The sequence below is a fragment of the Brevibacterium otitidis genome (assembly GCF_042429315.1).
Lineage (GTDB): Bacteria > Actinomycetota > Actinomycetes > Actinomycetales > Brevibacteriaceae > Brevibacterium > Brevibacterium otitidis.
In genome coordinates this window covers 1-20344 of record NZ_JBHMAU010000074.1, presented here as the reverse complement: position 1 = coordinate 20344, position 20344 = coordinate 1, and the positions used below count along the sequence as shown (strand labels likewise).

General features: G+C 65.8%; 15 protein-coding genes. 6 read left to right on the top strand and 9 right to left on the bottom strand.

Translation table 11 applies throughout. From position 1 onward, the window contains the following. Positions 1-284 precede the first annotated feature (284 nt). Complete coding sequence (locus ACFFN1_RS12840) at positions 285-1355, top strand: glycosyltransferase (protein ID WP_376841182.1); 1071 nt, start codon at positions 285-287, stop codon at positions 1353-1355. A 363-nt stretch (positions 1356-1718) separates the two neighbouring features. Here the strand turns inward: ACFFN1_RS12840 and ACFFN1_RS12835 are convergent, their stop codons facing one another. Together ACFFN1_RS12835 and ACFFN1_RS12830 are read right to left on the bottom strand one after the other, a co-directional pair. Further along, positions 1719-2405, bottom strand: a complete 687-nt coding sequence (locus ACFFN1_RS12835; protein ID WP_376841181.1) for a GtrA family protein — start codon at positions 2403-2405, stop codon at positions 1719-1721. Positions 2406-2477: 72 nt separating this feature from the next. Next, positions 2478-4154: a hypothetical protein gene (locus ACFFN1_RS12830; RefSeq protein WP_376841179.1), complete on the bottom strand. Its 1677-nt coding sequence runs from the start codon at positions 4152-4154 to the stop codon at positions 2478-2480. A gap of 314 nt (positions 4155-4468) precedes the next feature. Between ACFFN1_RS12830 and ACFFN1_RS12825 the strand changes: the two genes are divergently transcribed. Genes ACFFN1_RS12825 through ACFFN1_RS12815 form a run of 3 tightly spaced genes read left to right on the top strand, consistent with a single transcriptional unit; the run spans position 4469 to position 6980 of the window. Continuing rightward, on the top strand, positions 4469-5428 hold the full coding sequence (locus ACFFN1_RS12825) for a methionine ABC transporter ATP-binding protein (protein WP_376841177.1): 960 nt from the start codon (positions 4469-4471) through the stop codon (positions 5426-5428). Next, a complete protein-coding gene (locus ACFFN1_RS12820) occupies positions 5425-6096 on the top strand; it encodes a methionine ABC transporter permease (protein WP_376841176.1) in 672 nt (223 codons plus the stop codon). The genes ACFFN1_RS12825 and ACFFN1_RS12820 overlap by 4 nt, the downstream gene beginning before the upstream one ends. Before the next feature lie 38 nt (positions 6097-6134). Further along, positions 6135-6980: a MetQ/NlpA family ABC transporter substrate-binding protein gene (locus tag ACFFN1_RS12815; RefSeq protein ID WP_376841174.1), complete on the top strand. Its 846-nt coding sequence runs from the start codon at positions 6135-6137 to the stop codon at positions 6978-6980. 130 nt (positions 6981-7110) lie between these two features. Here the strand turns inward: ACFFN1_RS12815 and ACFFN1_RS12810 are convergent, their stop codons facing one another. Then, positions 7111-8817, bottom strand: a complete 1707-nt coding sequence (locus tag ACFFN1_RS12810; protein ID WP_376841173.1) for a formate--tetrahydrofolate ligase — start codon at positions 8815-8817, stop codon at positions 7111-7113. Between the two features lie 391 nt (positions 8818-9208). On the opposite strand from ACFFN1_RS12810, the gene ACFFN1_RS12805 reads away from it, so the two are divergent. Both ACFFN1_RS12805 and ACFFN1_RS12800 read left to right on the top strand, forming a co-directional pair. Beyond that, complete coding sequence (locus tag ACFFN1_RS12805; RefSeq protein ID WP_376841172.1) at positions 9209-12181, top strand: bifunctional glycosyltransferase/CDP-glycerol:glycerophosphate glycerophosphotransferase; 2973 nt, start codon at positions 9209-9211, stop codon at positions 12179-12181. Next, complete coding sequence (locus tag ACFFN1_RS12800) at positions 12178-13332, top strand: glycosyltransferase (RefSeq protein WP_376841171.1); 1155 nt, start codon at positions 12178-12180, stop codon at positions 13330-13332. The genes ACFFN1_RS12805 and ACFFN1_RS12800 overlap by 4 nt, the downstream gene beginning before the upstream one ends. Before the next feature lie 49 nt (positions 13333-13381). On the opposite strand, the gene ACFFN1_RS12795 is transcribed toward ACFFN1_RS12800, so the two are convergent. The 6 genes from ACFFN1_RS12795 to ACFFN1_RS12770 all read right to left on the bottom strand — a co-directional run bounded on the left by ACFFN1_RS12795 (position 13382) and on the right by ACFFN1_RS12770 (position 20327). Then, positions 13382-14215, bottom strand: a complete 834-nt coding sequence (locus ACFFN1_RS12795; RefSeq protein WP_376841213.1) for a glycosyltransferase family 2 protein — start codon at positions 14213-14215, stop codon at positions 13382-13384. Between the two features lie 242 nt (positions 14216-14457). Then, a complete protein-coding gene (locus tag ACFFN1_RS12790; RefSeq protein ID WP_376841169.1) occupies positions 14458-15291 on the bottom strand; it encodes a CDP-alcohol phosphatidyltransferase family protein in 834 nt (277 codons plus the stop codon). 86 nt (positions 15292-15377) lie between these two features. Then, on the bottom strand, positions 15378-16358 hold the full coding sequence (galE, locus tag ACFFN1_RS12785; protein ID WP_376841168.1) for a UDP-glucose 4-epimerase GalE: 981 nt from the start codon (positions 16356-16358) through the stop codon (positions 15378-15380). Positions 16359-16408: 50 nt separating this feature from the next. Further along, the gene (locus ACFFN1_RS12780; RefSeq protein WP_376841167.1) at positions 16409-19126 is read right to left on the bottom strand and encodes a CDP-glycerol glycerophosphotransferase family protein; all 2718 of its coding nucleotides are present in this window, start codon (positions 19124-19126) and stop codon (positions 16409-16411) included. Between the two features lie 6 nt (positions 19127-19132). After that, complete coding sequence (tagD, locus tag ACFFN1_RS12775) at positions 19133-19522, bottom strand: glycerol-3-phosphate cytidylyltransferase (protein WP_376841166.1); 390 nt, start codon at positions 19520-19522, stop codon at positions 19133-19135. A 154-nt stretch (positions 19523-19676) separates the two neighbouring features. Beyond that, complete coding sequence (locus tag ACFFN1_RS12770) at positions 19677-20327, bottom strand: stealth conserved region 3 domain-containing protein (RefSeq protein ID WP_376841165.1); 651 nt, start codon at positions 20325-20327, stop codon at positions 19677-19679. Between the last annotated feature and the right edge of the window lie 17 nt (positions 20328-20344).

Below are 20344 nucleotides of genomic sequence, written 5' to 3'. Positions count from 1 at the left end.
GGGAACCGTCCGTCGGGAATGGGGATGAAGGCGCACAGGCACCCTCTCGAGGTTACCACCGGTCACGCCCGACCGCCCGGGTTGTCGTCATCGCTTCACGCAGAATTCACCTGCCGGCCCGCTGGGCAGCTGCTGCCGCAGTCTCAACGGCGCTGCTGTTGCGGTTTAGGCTGCGGTACGGCGCACATTGCCGGGAATCATGCGGTGCGGGCGCTATGATGTCGGTGACCCCAGTCTGCGCAGGCCCCGGCCTGCCGACCCTCGACGCTCGGAGCCCACTTTCGATGACTTCCATACCCAGCCACCTGCGCATCGCTGCCATCGTGCCGTGCCACAACGAGGAGATCACCGTCGCGAAGGTGGTGCGTGATCTTCAGGCGGCCGTGCCGGGGATGACGGTCTACGTCTACGACAACAACTCCACCGACCGCACGATCGAGGAGGCACTGGCCGCCGGCGCGATCGTCAAGCAGGAGTTCTTCAAGGGCAAGGGCAATGTCATCCGGCGCGCCTTCGGCGATATCGACGCCGACATCTACGTCACCATCGACGGCGACGACACCTATGAGGCCGGAGACCTGCCGGCGATGATCGAGCTGCTGCTCACCGGCCCCTACGACCACGTCCTCGGCGTGCGGCAGGACACGCAGGAGACCTCCTCGTACCGCCCCGGGCACGAGGCGGGCAACCGAATGTTCAACCGGCTGACCAGCTGGCTATTCAAGTCCCATGTGACCGATATGCTCTCGGGCTACCGGGTGTTCTCCCGCCGGTTCGTCAAGTCCTTCCCGGCGATCAGCAAGCAGTTCGAGATCGAGACCGAGCTGACCGTGCACATGATGGCGCTGCGTCTGCCGTGCGCTGAGCACCCGGTGGGCTTCCGCGACCGGCCCGACGGCAGCGAGTCCAAGCTCTCGACGTTCGGCGACGGCTTCCGGATCCTCGGCCTCATCGCCCAGCTCGTCCAGCATGAGCGCCCGCGTCTGTACTACGGCACGCTGACCCTGCTGGCCGGTGCGCTCTCACTCATCCTCGGCATCCCGGTCGTCCTGGAGTTCCTCAGCACCGGCCTGGTGCCGCGCTTCCCGACCGCTTTCCTCGCAGCGATCCTCATGCTGCTGGCCTTCCTGCTCGGCAGCATCGGCCTCGTCCTCGACGGCATCCGCCGCGGGCGCCGAGAGACCGCCCGACTGCACTACCTCGCGCTCGAGCCGGCCAATCCGATCATCGCCGAACCGCTCGCAGGACAGTCCGACGCACCGGCACTGCCGGCCACCGGGCAGCAGTCGCCGCTGCCGCACGCCCCGCAGCAGGCTGGGATGAACCCCGAGCAGCCGCCCCGCACCGGCCGCTGAGTGTGAGCTGCGGAGGGTGGGTACCCTCAGCGGCGGAGCCGTGAGTTCCTGCTGCTGCGGGGCCTGATCTCCAGCCGCGAAGCCCTGAATCTCTCTCGCTGCGGGGTCTGAGTCCTCTCAGCCTGGCTGCCGCTGAGCCTCCGTCTCGGGCACCCTTGGCTCAGGCGTGGTGCGTCCTCGTCCTTGACCGCCGGCCGCTCGCTGCACCGGACGAGCATGGAGTCCACCTCGATCGCCAGATCGGGGCGCCGCGGGCAGGCCTCCGTCTCGGTAGGAAGTGCGGCCTGAGCCTGCGCCTCCCGGCCAGCTCCCAGAGCTCAGCTCAGCTCAGTTCAGCTCCGAGCTCCAGCGCCTGCCTCAGCTCTAGCGCGCCTGCTCCTTGGGCGCGTCGCCTTCGCCTGTGAACGCGACGCCCTCACCCGTGAACGCGCCGTCCTCGCGCGCGGGCGCTCCATCCTCACCCACCACAGCGGCGGCCTCACCTGCCGGCGCCTCGCCATCGTTCGCGGCCATCGGCACGTCACCTCCGCCTGCGACCGCCTCGTCCTCTGCCAGCGGGACGACCACCTCGGTCTCGGTGACGTTCTTGAACACCCACGTGCGGTAGGCGTAGAACCGGAAGATCATCGCCAGGCCGATGCCGATGATGTTCGTCGAGATGTTGTAGCTGATCGGATCCCGCAGGCCCAGGATGTACCACGTGAAGCCGAGCGGGGCGACGGCGATGACCATGCTGATGGCGTTGACGACGATGAACATGACGAATCCGCGCAGGTTCGAGCCGGAGTCGCGGTCGCCGTAGGTCCAGAGCTTGTTGCCCAGCCAGGCGACGATGATCGAAAGGATCGTCGAGATGATCTTGGCCTTCAGCGGGCTGCCGGGCATGAGCGCGGGAATGCCGAAGAAGCCGTAGACGAGGAGATTGGACACGCCGACGTCGACGACGTACGCCAGTCCGCCGACCATGAGGAACCGGAAGACCTCCACGATGAGGGTTCGCCAACGGGACACAGGCACAGAGGTGGCGGTGAGCGGCATGCGCACCATCATACGACTCCCCGCCGCGCGTTTCGCGCATCTGCGGGCCTGCCGCGGCCTGCGGGCCGGACTTCCATCAAGTCCTCAGCTGCCTGTCGTGCGCTGTTCATCTTCACCCGCCTCCGTGCCCGAGGCGCCGGCCGGCTCTCCGACAGCCTCCGGCCTGCGACGTGCCCGCCAGGCCAGCACTCCGGCAGCGGCGAGCATGATCGCGCTCATCGACACGGCGAAGACCGGCCAGTAGACGTAGCGGAAGTGATTGGCCGGCACGATCGGGAAGTAGCCGACGATGTAGATGACCGATGAGAGGCTGAGGTTCATCACCACCGCACGCAGCCCCGGCCAGCCGACGGCCAGCTCCAGACCCTTGATCGGTCCGCGGGCGGCCAGCAGCACCAGCGGGCTGACCAGCCAGAACCAGCCGGTGAACAGCCAGGGCAGATCGCGCACCCCGAACTTCTCCACATAGGTCTTCCCGGCGTCGTTGGCCTGCGCGAACTTCGTGTGGAAGCCCAGCGAATTCTCCACCGTCGCCCCGTCCCAGTCGGTGTAGTTGTCGAACAGGAAGTGCGTGAAGGTCTGGACCCGGTAGAGCAGGTAGCGGTCCGGGCGGGTCGGGACGAGCTTCAGCCAGGCCTCGCGCAGCTCATCGACGTGCTCGATGGCGGTGTAGATGCCGTCCTTGCCGCGTCCGTAGCAGCGCCAGTAGGCGTCCTCGTAGGCCTCCTTCTCCGCGCACACGGTCTGGGCGGCCAGCAGCTTCTCGCGCAGCTGCGGGTCGATGTCGGCGTGGCGCAGCTCGTCCTTCGGCACGGAGAAGATGACGTCATCGAGCATCACCTGGGAGACCTGGTGGGTCTCCAGCGGCCGGTACCGGGCGTCGAGCACCGCGCCGGAGCCGATGACGAAGGCCAGCACCGCTGCCGTGACGGCACCGAAGCGCAGCATCCGGCCCGTGCGCGAGGTGTGGGCACGGTGCGCGTCGAGCTGCCGGGCCTCAGCGGCGTCACCGGGCAGGCCGATGCGCCCGAGACGTCCGGCGAAGACCCCGCGGTAGAGCAGGTAGATGAGCGGCAGCACCGCGAAGAAGGCGTTCTTGCGCACGGCGGTGCCGTAGCCGATGGCCAGCAGCGCGATGATGAGCAGCGGCCAGCGCAGCCGCGGGAACCGGAAGGACAGCAGCACGCACACGACGGCGAGGAAGAACATGCCGGCCATCTGCGTGTCCTTCCAGATCACGCCGAGGAAGGTGAACAGCGGCGGGGCCATGATGAACAGCACACCGACGACTGACCAGGCCTTCGAGCGGGTGACGTCGAAGAGGTAGACGGCGAAGCCGAACCCAGCAGCGAAGATGAGGGCGATCTGGGCGTACATGATCGCCGAGGCGTGCCCGGTCAGCACGGTCAGCCACCGCCACGTGATCGTCATGATCGCCGGATGCCAGTCGGAGAGCGGCTCATTGCCCAGCACCTGGTGCAGCTGCCAGCGGGTGTCCGGGTTCATCCCACCGGGGGCGAAGACGATGCATGTGCCGACCGTCAGCACCCCGGCCAGCACCGCAAGGCCCAGCAGATGCAGCAGCACGGGTGCTGAGCGGTAGTCCGGGCGAGGCACCGGCAGGCCAGCTGCAGCACGCCGGGAGGCGGCTGTGGCACTGCCGGCAGAGGTACTGCCGGCAGCAGAGGCTGCTGTGCCACCGGCGGCAGCAGACGCAGAGCTCTCGGAAGGATCGGCGGGAAGGGCGGATTCGGTGGGCATCAGTCTCATTCTCATCGGGCGTCATCCGGCCTCGGGGCGGGGATCAGTTCCCGAGGCGGTCATTCACCCTCCATTCAAGCACAGGACACCTGTCGTCCACCCGCTGAGCGTGAGACTGCTCACGAATCCTGCGCTCACCGGGGTGAATGTGTCAGCACATGTCATCCGCACCGACCACCGGACACGGGAGACCGCATAGTGATTCTCGCCCCGCAGGAGCAGACCGCTGCACCCAGCACTGCTCCTGTCAGCCTCGACGCGCGCACCGCAAGGCGAGCGCGGGCATCCTCGTCCATGCAGCAGAAGGAAGACCTGTGATCGAACTGCGTGACCTGCGCAAGGAGTTCTCCGGTGTGACCGCGCTCGACGGCATCTCGCTGTCGGTGCCCGCCGGTGAGATCCACGGCATCGTCGGCCGCTCCGGGGCCGGCAAGTCCACCCTCATCCGATGCCTCACCGGCCTGGAGGCCGCGACCTCCGGGACGGTGCGCATCGGCGAGGTCGACATCACCTCCGCCCGGGGTGCTGCGCTGCGCCGGGCCCGCCGGACGATCGGGATGGTCTTCCAGCACGCCAATCTGCTGCATTCGCGCACCGCACTGCGCAATGTCGAGCATCCCCTGGAGATCGCCGGGGTGCCGAAGGCCGAGCGCCGGGCCCGCGCTGAGGAGCTGCTCGCCCTCGTCGGCCTGTCCGAGCGCGCGCACAACCATCCCGCCCAGCTCTCCGGCGGACAGCAGCAGCGCGTCGGCATCGCCCGGGCGCTGGCGACCGAGCCGAACATCCTGCTGTGCGATGAGCCGACCAGCGCACTGGACTCGCGCACCACCCGCCAGATCCTCGAGCTCATCCGTGAGCTGCGCGAGCGCCTCGGCATCACGGTGCTCATCATCACCCACGAGATGTCCGTCGTGCGCGAGGTCTGCGATTCGGTGACCCTGCTCGCTGAGGGCCGCATCCAGCGCACCGGTTCGATCCTCGATGTCATCTCCGATACCGACTCCCCGCTCGGGCGCGAACTGCTGCCCCTGCCGCCCACAGGCCGGGCGACCGGCACGGTCGTCGAGACGCTGAGCGCAGGCATCGGCCTGAGCGAGCTGCTCGACTGCGTGGCAGGCAGCGGGGTGAGTGCCCACCTCGACGCCGGCACCGTCGAGACGATCGGTCAGACCGTCGTCGGGCGCCTGCAGTTCACCGTGCCCGATGCGCCGGCCGCCGCCCAGCTCATCTCCGCCCTGGCAGCCCAGGACGTGCACGCGGAGGTGGTAGCATGACCGGCACCTGGCTTGAGAATCCGGCCATCACCGCCGAACTGTTGCCTGCCCTCGGCGAGACCCTGGCGATGACCGCCTGGTCGACGGCGATCTCCGTGCTGCTCGGCCTGCCGTTGGGCATCTGGCTGTTCGTCACCACCCCTCACTCCCTGGCTCCCAACCGGGTGCTGCACGGGGTGCTCTCCACGATCGTCGACATCGGCCGGTCCATCCCCTTCATCGTGCTGATGGTCGCGATCATCCCGTTCACCCGGCTGCTGGTGGGCACTGCCCTGGGCTGGAAGGCCGCCGTCGTGGCACTCACGCTCAGCGCTGTGCCGTTCTACGCCCGGCTGGTGGAGAACGCCCTGCACGACATCTCCTCCGGGACCATCGAGGCCGCCCAGATGATGGGCGCGACCCGCCGGCAGATCATCCGCCAGGTGCTCATCCCCGAAGCGCTGCCGGCACTCATCGGGGCGGCCACCGTCACCGCGATCGCACTCGTCGGCTACACCGCGATGGCCGGCGCGGTCGGCGGCGGCGGACTGGGCGATCTGGCGATCGCCTATGGCTACAACCGCTACCAGGGCGATGTGATGATCGCCTGCATCGTCCTGCTCGTCATCGTCGTCGGCATCATCCAGATCGTCGGCGACCGGCTGGCCCGCTTCGTCGACCACCGCTGACACCGCACCCATCCACCCTGCTTTCGACAAGGAGCATCATGAGACTGACGCACACCACCGCGCTGACCGCCTCACTGGCGGCGATCACCCTGGCCGCCACCGGCTGCGGCCTGGCCAAGGACGATTCGGCCGTCGGTGAGAAGAACGGCGACATCACCACCCTGACCGTCGGCACCTCGGTGACCCCGCACGGGGACATCTTCCGCTTCATCGACGAGAACCTCGCCAAGGATGCCGGCCTGGACATCGAGGTCAAGGAGTTCACCGACTACTCGCTGCCCAACCGGGCACTTGCCGACGGCGAGCTGGATGCGAACTACTTCCAGCACATCCCCTACCTCGAATCCGAGATCGAGGGGCAGGGATACAAGCTGCACCACTTCGAGCCCGGTGTGCATCTGGAGCCGTTCGCGCTGTACTCGAACTCCGTCGATGACGTCGCCAAGCTGCCCGACGGCGCAACGATCGGCATCAACAACGATCCGGCCAACCAGGGCCGGGCCCTCAAGCTGCTGGCCGACAACGGCCTCATCAGCCTCGGGGACGCCGATCCAATCACCGCGACGGTCCACGATGTCGCCGAGAACCCGCACAAGTTCGAGTTCATCGAAGCTGAGGCCGCATCGCTCGCCCGCACTCTCGATGACACGGATGCCTCGGTCATCAACGGCAACAATGCGCTCAACGCCGGACTGTCCTCGAAGAAGGACGGCATCCTCGTGGAGAGCCCGGAGAAGAACCCCTACGCCAACATCCTCGTCGTGCGCGAGGGCACGCAGGACGACCCGGCGATCAAGAAGCTGCACGAGCTGACGCAGTCGCAAGAGGTCAAGGACTTCATCGAGCAGACCTGGCCCAACGGCGAGGTGATCCCCGCCAGCTGACACCGGCTGTGCTCGCGCCAGCCGGCTGACGGCCGGCTCCCAGCAGCCGGGTGTCGATCGGGGCTGCCGAACAGCAGTGTGCCCCGCAGGATCTCCTGCGGGGCACACTGCTGTTCGGCAGCCAGTGGGACTAGAAGAGGCCGACGATGTTGCCGTCGGCATCGACGTCGATGCTCAGTGCCGCCGGCTTCTTCGGCAGGCCCGGCATCGTCATGATGTCTCCGCAGATCGCGACGACGAAGCCTGCACCGGCGGAGAGCCGTACGTCGCGGACCTCCAGTGTGTGGCCCTCCGGTGCTCCGCGCAGCGTCCCGTCGGTGCTGAACGAGTACTGCGTCTTGGCGATGCACACCGGCAGCTCGCCGTAGCCTTCGTCGGTGAACTGCGCCAGCTTGCGCTGCACAGCCGGGCTGAACTCGACGCCGCCGGCGCGGTAGATGCGCGTGGCGACGGCTTCGATCTTCTCTGCCAGGCTCGCTTCGAGCGGGTAGGTGTACCGGGGTGCCGGTTCAGCGGCCTCCTCAGCTGCAGCGAGAACTGCACGAGCGAGGTCGACGGCACCGGCGCCACCCTCTGCCCAATGCCGGGCTTCGACGGCAGTGACGCCGTCAGCGGCGAGATCGTCGATGAGTGCGGCAACTTCTGCATCGGTGTCGGAGGGGAAGCGGTTGATGCTGACAACCGCAGGGATCCCGAACACCTGCTGGAGGTTCTCCAGATGCCGCCGCAGGTTCGGCAGTCCAGCGCGCAGCGCCTCGACGTTCTCCTCCTGCAACTCGTCCTTCGCCACTCCCCCGTGGTATTTCAGGGCGCGGACAGTGGCGACGATGACGGTCGCAGACGGCCAGATGCCAGCGGCGCGGGCCTTGATGTCAAGGAACTTCTCAGCGCCCAGATCGGCTCCGAAGCCAGCTTCGGTCACTGCCCACTGGCCGTAGGTCATGGCAGCGTTCGTCGCGAGAACGGAGTTGCAGCCGTGGGCGATGTTGGCGAACGGGCCGCCGTGGACGAAGGCCGGGGTGTGCTCGATGGTCTGCACGAGGTTCGGTGCCAGCGCATTGCGCAGCAGCGCGGCCATCGCACCGGCCGCACCGATGTCGGCGACGGTAACGGGTTCCTTGGTCCGGGTGCGCGCGAGCACGATCCGGCCGAGGCGCTCCTTGAGGTCATCGAGGCTCGTCGCCAGGCAGAAGACGGCCATGACCTCGCTGGCGACGACGATGTCGAAGGCGTCTTCACGGGGGACGCCGCCGTTGTAGCCGCCGAGCCCGATGGCCGCGGCACGCAGCGCCCGGTCGTTGAGGTCGACGACGCGACGGATGGTGATGCGCCGCGGGTCGATCTCGAGTTCGTTGCCGTGATGCATGTGATTGTCGAGCATCGCAGCAGCGAGGTTGTTGGCCAGGGCGATCGCGGCGAAGTCACCGGTGAAGTGGAGGTTGATGTCCTCCATCGGCAGCACCTGCGCGTGACCGCCGCCAGCCGCGCCGCCCTTCATGCCGAAGACCGGGCCAAGACTCGGTTCACGCAGGGCGAGAACCGCAGGGCGCTTGCCCTCGACCTCCGGCCAGGCGTCGAGTCGGGCGACTTCGTTGATCGCATCGGCCAGACCGATGCTCGTTGTGGTCTTGCCCTCCCCGGCTGGGGTGGGGCTCATAGCGGTGACAAGGATGAGCCGGCCGCGGTCGGCATCGGCTGCGTCAAGCACGCTGAGGGGGATCTTGGCCTTGTCATGGCCGAAGGGGATGATGTCGTCAGTGCGCAGTCCGACGGAGGCGGCGATGTCTCCGATCGCTTTGAGCTGCGCCTGGGATGCGATTTCAAGATCGATGGACATGCGTTCAGTATGGCAGAGGTTCGGCCTGTTCAGGGGTGCTCTCGCACCCGTTCCATGCTTCCAGGATCGGCAGGTATCCCGCGCCCGGCGAGCAGTTCGCAGATCTTGGCCGATTCCAAAGATTCCATGCCGCTGCACCTGAGTCGTTTCGCCGCCTCTTGCCGTCGCAATGAACGGCAGGTCATCACCTGCCCTGATTCGAACCTACCGCGAACTCGAGGTGAACAGCGGTCAGCGCTGCGGTAACCTGTGTTGGGGAGCTCGCCAGCGTTCCCGCCGCCGAGACGACAGCGGGTCATACGGCTCGCGTCCGCTCCTCACTCTACTCTCGACGGGATGGACGCCGGCACGATATGCGTTTCTAACTTCGGCTGGAAGGACTACTTCACCTGTGAATCTGAGACATGCGGCGAGCTCAAAGCTCAACACCCTGCGCAACCGGCTGGCGGGACGTGAGCAGGGAGGCCGCAGACTCGTGTCCCGGCGACTGCGATCTGATCTCAGACCTGAGGCGGACCTGCTGGTACGCATTTCAGAGCTCGAAACGTCCAGGGTCACGCATCCGGATGTCTCCATCATCATTGCGGCATATAACGTCGAAGACTATTTGGCTGACGCCGTCGAATCGGCGCGTCGACAGACACTGCGCAATGTTGAGATCCTCATCGTCGACGACCATTCCACCGACGGCACGCTCGACGCCGCTGTAGAACTCTCAGATGCTGATGATCGCGTTCGCGTACTGCGCACTGAAGAGAACTCCGGTGGACCCGGAGTGCCACGGAACCTCGGCATCAAAGCAGCCCGAGCACCGTACTTCATGTTCCTCGACGGAGACGACACCCTCGAGCCACATGCCTGCAAAGTGCTGCTCGAAGAAGCCGAGCGCACGTGCGCTGATCTCGTGGTCGGACGGAGCGTGCGCTTCCACGTCAGCACGGGCAAAGCACACCACTGGTACGGCGCGCTCTTCAGCGAACGGCGCACTGTCAGCTCGATCGACGAGTTCCCCGAACTCTTCAATGACACTATTGCAGCGGGGAAGCTGTATCGACGAGAATTCACCGTCCGGGCACAGAACTGGCTGCTCGAAGGGGTTCACTACGAGGATCTGGTCTTCACCGCCCGCGCCTACGCAGAAGCCGGAACAATCGCGATCGTTCCCGCTACAACGTACTTGTGGCATGTCTATCCGGAAGACGAGCGGAAGTCGATCACCGCTCAGCGCGACGACCTCCGCAACCTCGAGCACCGCCTCGCCGCGCTCGACCGTGTCGACGCCTCAATCGCAGCCGCAGACTGCCCGCGCATGCGGGATGAGGTCAAACGCAAGTTCCTCAAGCACGACGCCCGCATCTACCTCAACCAGGCGCTGTCTGCTGACGATGCCTGGCTGACCCGAGTCTGCGAGCTTATCCGGCCCCGTCTCGAATCCTACTCAGACGCTGACTGGCAGCTCATCGATGTCTGGCAGCACCTCGTGTACGGGAGCGTGCTGAGCGGAAACCTCGAAGGCATCAGGCAGGCCATTCAGTTCACCACCCGGCGCTCAACCATCGCCGGACGTTCCATCATCCGCGACGGTAAACGCTACTGGCAGCCGGCAGGATGCCCGCCCGCACTGCCGAAGGACGGCACCCGCGCAGCTCAGCTGCTCGATATCACCGACACTCTCATCTGGCAGGTGCCCCCGCGCGCCGTTCGTCCCCGCCACACCGCCACAGGTGTGACAGTGGGCGACCGCGTCGTCGAGATCCGCGGCACCTCGGACTCACTCGAACACTGGTATTCCGGCGCGGTTGACCATCAGCTCATCATCCGCCTGAGGCGCCAGGGCATCGAATACGCCGTCCCCCTGCACTTCGACACCACCGATGAGGGCATGACGACCTGGACTGCGCGCTGGGTTCTGCCGAAGCGCATGCCGTCTCTGCGGCCGCAGATCTGGGATCTGTACTTCGAAAGCAGCGACGATCTCTTCCGCACCCGCTGCTCGCTGCTCGTCAACGGTTTTGATCCGGCAGGTGTGCCTCAGTTCTCGTCTCCCGGCGCAGTCGGCACCGCTTTCGATCGCCGCTACGAGTGGTACCGCACCGGCGGGGACCATCTGGCGATGAAGCTCGGTGCCGCTGCCGGACGCCGACGCACGGTCGACCTTGCCATCTCCGGTGCGGCCGCGGGTGGGCGGAGCCTGGGCAAATGGGCTGGTCGAGCCACCGACCGTTTCAGCCTTGCGTATGTCTATCGGCAGCTTCGCAGGTTGCCGATCGATAGCACTGCGGTCCTCTGCGAATCGATGCTCGGCTCAAGTGCGTGGGACAGTCCGCGCTACATCGCTGAAGAACTCACCCGACGGCAGTCGGATCTCACGGTGTATTGGGTGTACCGCGGTCAGAAGCCTCCGAAGCTGCCAGATAGGTTCCATCCTGTCCGGCGATGGTCGCCCGAGTACTTGCGTCTGGCTGCCACGGCGAAGTACATCGTCGACAACCAGACGCTTCCGGTGTTCTTCCGCAAGCGACCGGGGCAGACCTACCTGCAGACGTGGCACGGTATTCCGCTTAAGACCATGGGACTTGATTCGCCCGAGATCAAGTACAGCTTCCAGGCGAATCGAGAGAAGTTCATCGAGCGCGCCGCAGCGTGGGACGGGCTGGTGTCACCGTCACCGTACTTCGAAAAGACCTTCGTACAGGCATACCGGTACTCAGGAGTTCTCATTCGGGGCGGAACGCCGCGCAATGACGTCCTCATACGCGAGGCCGCCGAACGCGAGAAGTACAAACGCAAGCTGGGACTGCCCCTTGATCGAACGATCGTGCTGTACGCGCCGACGTTCCGCAGCACCGCAACCAACCCGAGAGCAATCAGGCCCAGAGACGTCGTCGACCTCGAGGAGTGGTCGCGCCAGCGGCGCCGGGACTCCTATCTGCTCGTGCGAGCGCACTACCTCGACAAGGTGAGCATCCCAGCATCGATGGCGCACATTGCGCTCGATGTGTCGAAGTATCCCAACGTCAATGACCTCTACCTCGCCGCCGATCTCCTCGTAACCGACTACTCGTCGGTCATGTTCGACTACGCAGCTTTGCGCCGGCCGATCGTGCTCTTCCCCTACGACTACGACTCCTACGTCAACGACGAGCGCGGCACCTATGTCGACATTCTCGACTACGCCCCAGGCCCAGTGGTGCGCACATTCGATGAGCTCATCGACGTGGTGCCATCGGCTGCGACTGACGACACGGTCGACACACCTGAGTACCGCCGTTTCGTCGAGAATCTGTGCGGTGACGAGGACGGCCATGCAACCGAACGTGCGGTCACGTTTCTGCTCGAGCACGGACGGAAGGATAAGCGATGAACCAGATCGAGAAGATCGTCCTCGTGGCCAACAACATCGGCGGCCTCGGCGGGGTGAGTACGTTTGTGCGCACGATGGCGCGTGAGTTCACCCGCAGGGGTTATGAGGTGCTGCTCCTCGGCTTCGACCAGGTTGATGCCGAAGTCGATCTCAGCGAATTCACCAGTTTCACCGCCTTCGACGCACCGACTCCGGAGACCGTGGATCCGCGCACGCGCGTGCTCGGCAAGGCCGACCCGGCCGTCATCGCCTCGCACCGCCGGCTTGAGAAGCTCCGCGGGCGCGGTCGTGAGCGCCTGAAGAGGGTGCTGCCGGAGTTCGATGCACGCACGGCTGTCATCTGCACTCAGGTGTTCGGCATGGAACGGCTCCTTGACGCTGGTTTCGATCCGGGAAACCGCAACGGTCCGCTGACGTTCGGCCAGCACCACAGCTCGTTCGACGCCGCCAGAGTCGGTGGGTATGTCCGGCGCATGCTGGAGGCCTACAAGGACATCGACCGCTTCGTCGCCCTCACCGAAGCGGATGCACGGGACTTCCAGCTTGCCGGTATCCCCTCGGTGTCGACGATCGCGAATCCGCTCGACATGCCCGAGGTCAACCCCGACCCGAAGTCCCGAACCGTGACGACGGTGGCGCGCATCCACGAGGTCAAGAGGATCGACCGCATGTTGTTCGCCTGGTCGCAGGTCTGCCAGAGTTTCCCGGAGTGGAACCTGGAGATCTGGGGTTCGGGCCCCGACGAGGAACTCGTGGCCCAGCTCATCGCCGAGCTCGGCCTGGGCTCATCGGCCTTCCTCATGGGCCCGACGAGCAACGTCCCAGGCGTGCTCGCGCACAGCGCGCTGACCGTGCTCAGCTCAGATGAAGAGGGCCTGCCGCTGTCCATCGTCGAGGCGGCCAGGGCGGGACTGCCGACCGTCTCCGTCGACTGCGCACCGGGCATCCGCGAACTCATCGACGACGGCATAACGGGAATCGTCACCCCTCCCCGCTCCGTCGAGGGGCTGGCCGCCGGGCTGAGAGCTCTCATGGATGATGACCATGCCAGGCGCACGATGGGTGCTGCCGCTCAGCAGAAGGCACGTCAGTGGTCCCCTGCCGCAATCGGGGATCGCTGGGAAGAGGAGTTCGAGCGCGCGCTGCGCTGAATGACAGCAGCCTCCCGGATCTCCGGGAGGCTGCTGCATCAGACAGGTTTCACACCACCGGCGGCCTGCCGTATCGGGCCATTCGGAGCACGCCGCGGGCTGAGAGCTTGCCGTGCTCCTCGCCTGGCCCCCAGGGGTCGTCGCGCCAGCCGTCGCGCCAGCCTTGGAACCAGGGGCGCAGCTGCTCGGGCTTCGTCGCCCATTTGGCGGTCTGCATGAGCGTCCAGGAGCCCACATAAGCGAGGCTGAACGGCAGCGGCAGGTTGCGCCGGGCCAGCCACACCCGGTTGCGGGCGTTCATGTAGAAGTACTCTTCGTGGCGGCGCTGATCGATGACCGGGTGTGCGACGGACACGTCTCCCATGTACCAGACCTGGTAACCGGCATCCCAGATCCGCCAGGCGATCTCGATGCCCTCGTGGGCGTACCAGAACGGTGCCGGCCAGCCGCCGCAGGCGTCGAAGGCCCTGCGCTGCAGGCACACTGCGCCCTCCCACACGGAGAAGACGTTCGATGAGTGCTTGGCGTCGCCCTTCTTCAGGCGGGGGATCCAGCGCTTGGGTGCAGGCGTGCCGGAAGGATCCTTGACGCGCGGTTGGATGAGCCCGATGCTCGGCTTCGTGCGCATGAGCTGGGCCATCCGCATGAGCGTCGAGTCGTCGGGCAGCCAGGCATCGTCGTCGAGGAAGAAGAGGAACTCGCCGCTGATGTGCGGAACCCCCTCGTTGCGCCCGGCGGGAATGCCGATGTTCGTCGGCAGCGCCAGCGTCTTGACCTGCTCAGGCAGGCCGGTGGGCTCCCAGCCGTTGCCCACGCAGATGACGTCGAGGTCGACGCCGCGCTGGCTCAGCAGCGAGTCGATGCCGCGGCGCAGGTCGTCCATCCGCTTGCCCTGGGTGAGCACGACGACGCCGAAGGAGTACTTTTGGGATCCTCGGGATGCCGGCTGCACCGGTGTCGCCGCTGCCGAGGCGCCGGGCAGGTTGCCGTGTTCGGCACGCACCGCACGTTCGAGTTTGCGTCGTTCGCGAGCGGTTTCACGTAGCGCCGTGTACTGCGGTTCGTCGAAGGCGTCAGCTGGGATCGGCTGCGTCGCGTCGCGGTGAGTGTGGATGTTCTCCGGTGTCATGCTGACAACCTCCTTGAGGCCATGATCGACAGGAAATGGCCGATCACAGATAGGGCGCACAGCGGCACCAGGATGGTGATGAGCCAGCGCTCGCCGATGAGCTCTGGGCCGCCGAGCGCCGAGGCGATGAGGGTGACGATCGCTGCGGCGACGGCGAGGATCGACATCTCAACGGAGTGGTACAGGCGGTGGAAGGGCACAAACCGGGCGATCCGCTTGAGTGTGGCGAGCAGGCCGGAGGGGATTGCGGTGGCTTGTGCGGTGTCGGGCAGTTTGTCGAGGCCGTTGAAGGCGCGCGCCACATGCACCATGTCGTTGAGTGCCTTGTTCAGCACCACGAGGAAGCCGAGGATCGCCCCGGCGAGCAGGTATGGGTACATTCCGGCCGGGTCGTCTCCGAGGTTGGAGTGCTCACCGACGGCCCGGACGCCGAGGACGATCGCAACGAGTCCTTCGGTCGTATAGTGGCCGACCTTGTCGAGGAACACGCCCTTCGCTCCCTTGGTGCCGCGCCACCGGGCGACCTCACCGTCGCAGCAGTCGAGGTACATCTGCAGCTGGGAGAAGAACAGGGCCAGCAGCGCTCCGAGCAGTCCCGGGATGAGCAGGGATGCAGCGATGAGCCAGCCGGAGAGGATCATGAGCCCGGTGACGCCGTTGGCGGTGATCGGTGTGCGGACGAGCAGCACCGTGGTGTAGATGGAGATGTGCCGCAGGTACAGCTGCGCCGTCCAGTGCTCAGCGTTCTTACGGCTGCGCACTTCCGGCGGCTGTGCCACTGCGCGCAGCTCTTCGAGCGTCGGCCGCTGCGGCCGGGCAGGACTGAGCACATTCCCTCCAAGCTGATTGCGGCGGTCCAGATCGGTCTGACCGTTCAGTTTACCGTCAATTCACTTCAAGGACATGCAGGTGCCGTTCAGCCCTGTGCCCGGCTGCCCTTCGCCTCGACAGCGGAGGTGATGATGTCGGTGAGGTCGTACTGCGCCTTCCACGCGAATTCGCGTCCGATCCGCTCGACATCGGCGATGAGCTGTGGCGGGTCGCCGGCGCGGCGCGGCCCCATCTCCGGGGTGATCGGGCGCTGGAGCACCCGGGCGACCGTGTCGATGACCTCGGAGACGGACGCCCCGAGGCCGGTGCCGACGTTGAACACGGACTCGACTGCCGGACCGTCGGCTGCAGCGAGGTAGTCGAGAGCGTAGATGTGCGCTTCGGCAAGATCAGCGACGTGCACGTAGTCACGGATGCAGGTGCCGTCGGGAGTGTCGTAGTCGTCACCGAAGATGACCGGCGCCTGGCCCTTGTCGAGCCGGTCGAGCACGATCGGCACAAGGTTCATGACCGCGGTGTCGGCCAGATCGTCCCAGGCAGTGCCAGCGACATTGAAGTAGCGCAGCTTTGCGGCCTTCAAGTTGCTGGCGGTCATCGCGTTGTCGATCATCCATTCGCCGATGAGCTTCGTCTGACCATACGGGTTGATGGGCTTGCAGTCGATGTCCTCACGAACGGTCGGCACATCGGGCATGCCGTAGGTTGCGGCTGAGGAGGAGAACACCATCGTGCCCACGCTGTTGGTATCCATCGCCGCGAGCAGGTTCGCCAGTCCCCCGACATTCTGCCGGTAGTACCAGACGGGCTTCTCCACGGACTCGCCCACCTGCTTCTTGGCGGCGAAGTGAATGACGGAGTCGACATCGTAGTCTGCCATGATCCGGCTGAGGCGCTCTTCGGCGTCCGGTGCGGCGATGTCGATCCGCTCCAGCGGTGAGTCACCGACGCGGGAGGCGAAGCCGGTGGAGAAGTCGTCGACGACGACGACCTCGTCGCCTCGCTGCTGTAGCATCCGGACGACGTGGGAGCCGATGTATCCGGCACCGCCGGTGACAAGAACGGTCATGTCTCTCCTCTGTGGCTGAGCCTGCACAGGATTGTGAGGCTGCTTCAAAATTATGTGTCAGGCACGACGGCCGCAGCGAACTCGGCCAACGCTGCAGCGTTGTAATCGTCCGGGTCGAAGTCCGGCTGCGGCAGCGACTGGTGATCGCGTGCGAATGCCGTCATGGCAGCGGCCAGCTCGTCGACATCGCGTTCGACGACGGCCCCCCAGCGCTCGGTGTGCTCATCCGGGAAGGCCGAACCGACCGATCCGAAGGCAGTCGTGATGATGGGTGTGCCCAGTGCCAGCGCTTCGAGGATGACCATCGGCTGGCCCTCGTAGTCGCTGGAGAGGACGAAGCAGTCGGCCGCGTCGAGGATCGGGTGCGGATTGCGCTGATGCCCGGCGAAGACTATGCGGCTGGGATCCAGGGTCGAAGCGGCGTGCTCGCGCAGCTCACGTTCCAGCGGACCGGTGCCCAGCAGCAGGAGCCGGGCATCGCAGCCTGAGTCGAGGACCTGAGCGAACGCGTCGATGAGCCGGTGGTGGTTCTTTTCCGGAGACATCCGGCCCATGGTGACGAACGTCGTCACGTCCCCGCCGCCTCGGGGGAAGTCGCAAAGGGCGAAGCGCTCACGGATGTCGATGCGCTCAAGCTCGGCTGTCACCTCTCCGGCTCCGTAGCGCTTGCGCAGCTCGCTGAGCTCCGCGCTCAGGCCCTCAACCGGCTGCGTGGGCGCGGGCGCGTCGGCAGCCTCGAGGGCTCTGCCTCGTGCAGAGGCGCGGATGAAGTCGGCGTCGATGGTGTTGCGCACAGACAGGAACTGCGGGGGCTGCTGTCCGTCTGTCGATTCGGCGTGGTGGGCGAGGTTGCGTTCGTTAATCTCCTGCAGCGCCGGCGAGACGGACACCAGAGCATCGAACTGCGGGTACTGATCGAACACCGAGCGCAGAGTGCGCTGGTAGGTGCGCTCTCCGCCGACCTCACGGCGGGCGTCGGCGGCGAGGTCGTTGTGCTGCCAGACCAGCTTGCGGTAAGCACCGGAGGCGGCGATGAGGCGGGTCCACTTGCCGCTGTAGCCGGAGAAGTCGATCGCCACATCGAAGGCGGCCTCGCCGACGAAGCGCCGCCATTCGTGCCGCCACAGCTTGTCATCCGACGCCCGGGCATCGGTGCCGGGCTCCGGGCTCTCGCCGTCGAGCATCTGCGTGTAGCTGCCGGCCAGCGCGGCTTCGAGGAAACCGCTGGGTAGCGTGATGAGACGCACGTCGTGCGGAATGAGCGAGCGCACGGCCGTGCGCTCTTCGGCATACATCTCGGTGACGACGGCGGTGAGGTCGAAGCGGCTGCGGTCGAGCGTGGCGAGCAGGTTGAGCGCCGAGGCCGAGATGCCGTTGGGCTTGAGCCCGCCAGGATAGATGACGATGCGGGTCTTGGGCTGCTCCGTCGAGGCGGAGGCGGGTTCTGCTTCATAGCTCAGGCGGCGGGCCGCCGCAGCCGCTGCCGGTTGGCTGCGGAAGACGACGTCGGCAAGCCGTTCGGCGGCGTGTCCGTCATCGTGTGGGACGAAACGCTGCCGGGCGGCGGCATAGCGTTCGGCAAGCGCAGGATCGCTGTCTTCGGAGAGCAGCTCGGTCACGGCAGTCGTGAGCTGCCGGAGGGTCTGCGTGACCGGGCCGGGCAGATCATCTGGTGTCAGGTAGCTGCCGCGCTCGGCGAGGTAGTCCTGGTAGTCGCCGGCGAAGTAGACGATCGGGATCTCCGAGGCCAGCGCATCCATCCAGATGCTGGAGAAGTCGGTGATGAGCAGATCGGTCTGTGCCAGCAGTGTGTTTGTCGGGGTGCTGTTGGCGACGAGCCGGCCGGCCAGCCGGGGGTCGCGCTGTGCCTGTGCGTAGACTGCCTGGTGGATTTTGAGCTTGATGCTCCAGCCGGCGAGCGCTGGAACAGCGTCGAGGGCATCGAGCACTGCTGCCAGCTGCTTTGTCTCGACGCGTGGTGACTGGAAGGACTCTCCGCGCCATGTCGGTGCGTACAGTGCTGTCTTCGGGCGGTTCGCTTCGCGGCGGTCAGCCTGCAGCTGGGCGTCGATGCGTGGGAATCCGTCTTCGATGATCGTGCCGGTGAAGATCGGGTCGAGCCGGTAGGCACCGGAGTACATCGTCTCCGTCATGTACGGTCCCGATGAGAGGAGGTAATCGGTGGAGAGGAAGTTGCGCAGCACGTTGACGGAGGCCATCGGGCCGTTGGGCTCGTCGTAGCCCATCGTCTTCATCGGTGTGCCGTGCCAGGTGTTGAGGTAGGTCTGCTCGTCGCGTTTGACGAACTCGCGCGGGAAGGTGGCATTGTTGACGAGGTAGCCGGCCGTCTCGAGCAGACCGAAGTACTCCGGGCTGCGGTAGTCGACCACGCGCACCCGTGGGTGGTCACCGAACTCAGCGACCACTTCGGCGTCGGACTGCGCCTGCGGTTTGAGGGCCCACACGTGGGTGAGGTGCTCAAGATCGGGCGCGGCGATGACGTGGCGGAAGAGCGCTTCGGGGTTGCACAGCGCTCCGTTGCCTCCGAAGGACTCCCACAGCACGAGATTCTCATCGACCGGCTGGCGTATCGCTCGGCGGAAGGCACGGGCGCGGCGCTCAAGGCCAACCCAGCGGCGCATCTCTGCGACCGTGGCCTTGGCGTTGCCGGCCTGTTCGCGCAGGCGGGGCCGGGCGGCGCGCAGGCTGGCCGCGGCCGTCAGCGGCAGACGCCGCATGGCTGCGCGTTTGATCTTCCCGAGAGCCATGAGCGCTTACTTGGTCGAGAGGTCTGTCTTGATCTGCGTCGTCGAGATCTCCGGGGTGCGCGGCAGGTAGACGACCTCGCAGTGCTCCTGCAGCTCGTCGAACTTGCCCTCCCAGTCATCACCCATGACGAAGACATCGATGTGGTAGCGGTCGACGTCGTCGGCCTTCTGCTCCCAGTTCTCCTCCGGGATGACGAGATCGACGTAGCGGATCGCTTCGAGCATCCGCTTGCGGTCCTCGAAGCTGAAGTAGGACTTCTTTCCCTTGCCTGCGTTGAATTCGTCAGTCGAGAGTGCGACGACGAGGTAGTCGCCCTGCTCCTTGCAGCGCTGCAGCAGCCGGATGTGGCCGTAGTGGAGCAGATCGAAGGTGCCGTAGGTGATGATGCGGCGCATGTATGAGGTCTCCAGGTCTCAGGGCAGACAGCGCTGCGGCACAGGCACTGCCCTCTCGGGGTCAGAATCGACGTTATGGTAACGACTAGGTTACACCCAAGTAAAATCCGAGCGTTGGATCTCACTCAGTGCACGGCCTCGGTCCCGGGTGCTGTCATAGGCTCTTCTCAAAAGTGCTGTGCACGGGGAACCTCGCCTCGTGGAACCCTTCAGCAGCTGGTTGAGCCGCTCGGCGTCCGGCCAGGCGATGTCCAATTGCGCATACCGGATCCGGCTGTTGAACGCCTTGACAAAGCATATAGGCAACGAGGTGGTACAGCGCCGAGCGGATGGAATAGTCCTCCGGGTGCAGGAACTGGGAAGCAACGACGCGCGCGAAGCGCTCCGGATGCTCAGACTCCATCGCTTCGAGGACCGCCGTCATCTGCAGCCGCGGAGTGTGCTTGAACGTGTTCGTCACCACTCGGCCGTCGTTCTCGATGATGTTGTCGCGGTTGCGCTTCGCCGCAGAGAGCACCCGCAGGTCCCGCGCCGACGGCGGATCGATGTCGAGGCGTGCTGTCGAAGGGAAGAAGCGTGAGAGCCGGTTGCCGGTGTATAAGAGCGTCAGTTCGGCTAGGCGCAGGAGGAAGATGTCGTCGCCAAGGTTGAGATGCATGCGTCGGACGCCCGCCGGCGTCGCCGTGGCTGTGGAGATCGGCGGGTGTTGACCAGGCTCTAGATGATTGATTCCAAGGGGTGACTGGCGGCGTGCCTGCCGCAAGCACAGGTCGAGGGTGTCCAGGATCGAGGTTGAATCTCTCAATCTCGAACCCTAAGGCC

Coding starts and splice junctions, on each gene's coding strand:
- ACFFN1_RS12780 (WP_376841167.1), bottom strand. CDS start 19,126: ATGGCTCTCGGGAAGATCAAACGCGCAGCCATGCGGCGTCTGCCGCTG.
- ACFFN1_RS12835 (WP_376841181.1), bottom strand. CDS start 2,405: ATGATGGTGCGCATGCCGCTCACCGCCACCTCTGTGCCTGTGTCCCGT.
- ACFFN1_RS12840 (WP_376841182.1), top strand. CDS start 285: ATGACTTCCATACCCAGCCACCTGCGCATCGCTGCCATCGTGCCGTGC.
- galE (WP_376841168.1), bottom strand. CDS start 16,358: ATGACCGTTCTTGTCACCGGCGGTGCCGGATACATCGGCTCCCACGTC.
- ACFFN1_RS12830 (WP_376841179.1), bottom strand. CDS start 4,154: ATGCCCACCGAATCCGCCCTTCCCGCCGATCCTTCCGAGAGCTCTGCG.
- ACFFN1_RS12810 (WP_376841173.1), bottom strand. CDS start 8,817: ATGTCCATCGATCTTGAAATCGCATCCCAGGCGCAGCTCAAAGCGATC.
- ACFFN1_RS12795 (WP_376841213.1), bottom strand. CDS start 14,215: ATGGACGACCTGCGCCGCGGCATCGACTCGCTGCTGAGCCAGCGCGGC.
- ACFFN1_RS12820 (WP_376841176.1), top strand. CDS start 5,425: ATGACCGGCACCTGGCTTGAGAATCCGGCCATCACCGCCGAACTGTTG.
- tagD (WP_376841166.1), bottom strand. CDS start 19,522: ATGCGCCGCATCATCACCTACGGCACCTTCGATCTGCTCCACTACGGC.
- ACFFN1_RS12800 (WP_376841171.1), top strand. CDS start 12,178: ATGAACCAGATCGAGAAGATCGTCCTCGTGGCCAACAACATCGGCGGC.
- ACFFN1_RS12815 (WP_376841174.1), top strand. CDS start 6,135: ATGAGACTGACGCACACCACCGCGCTGACCGCCTCACTGGCGGCGATC.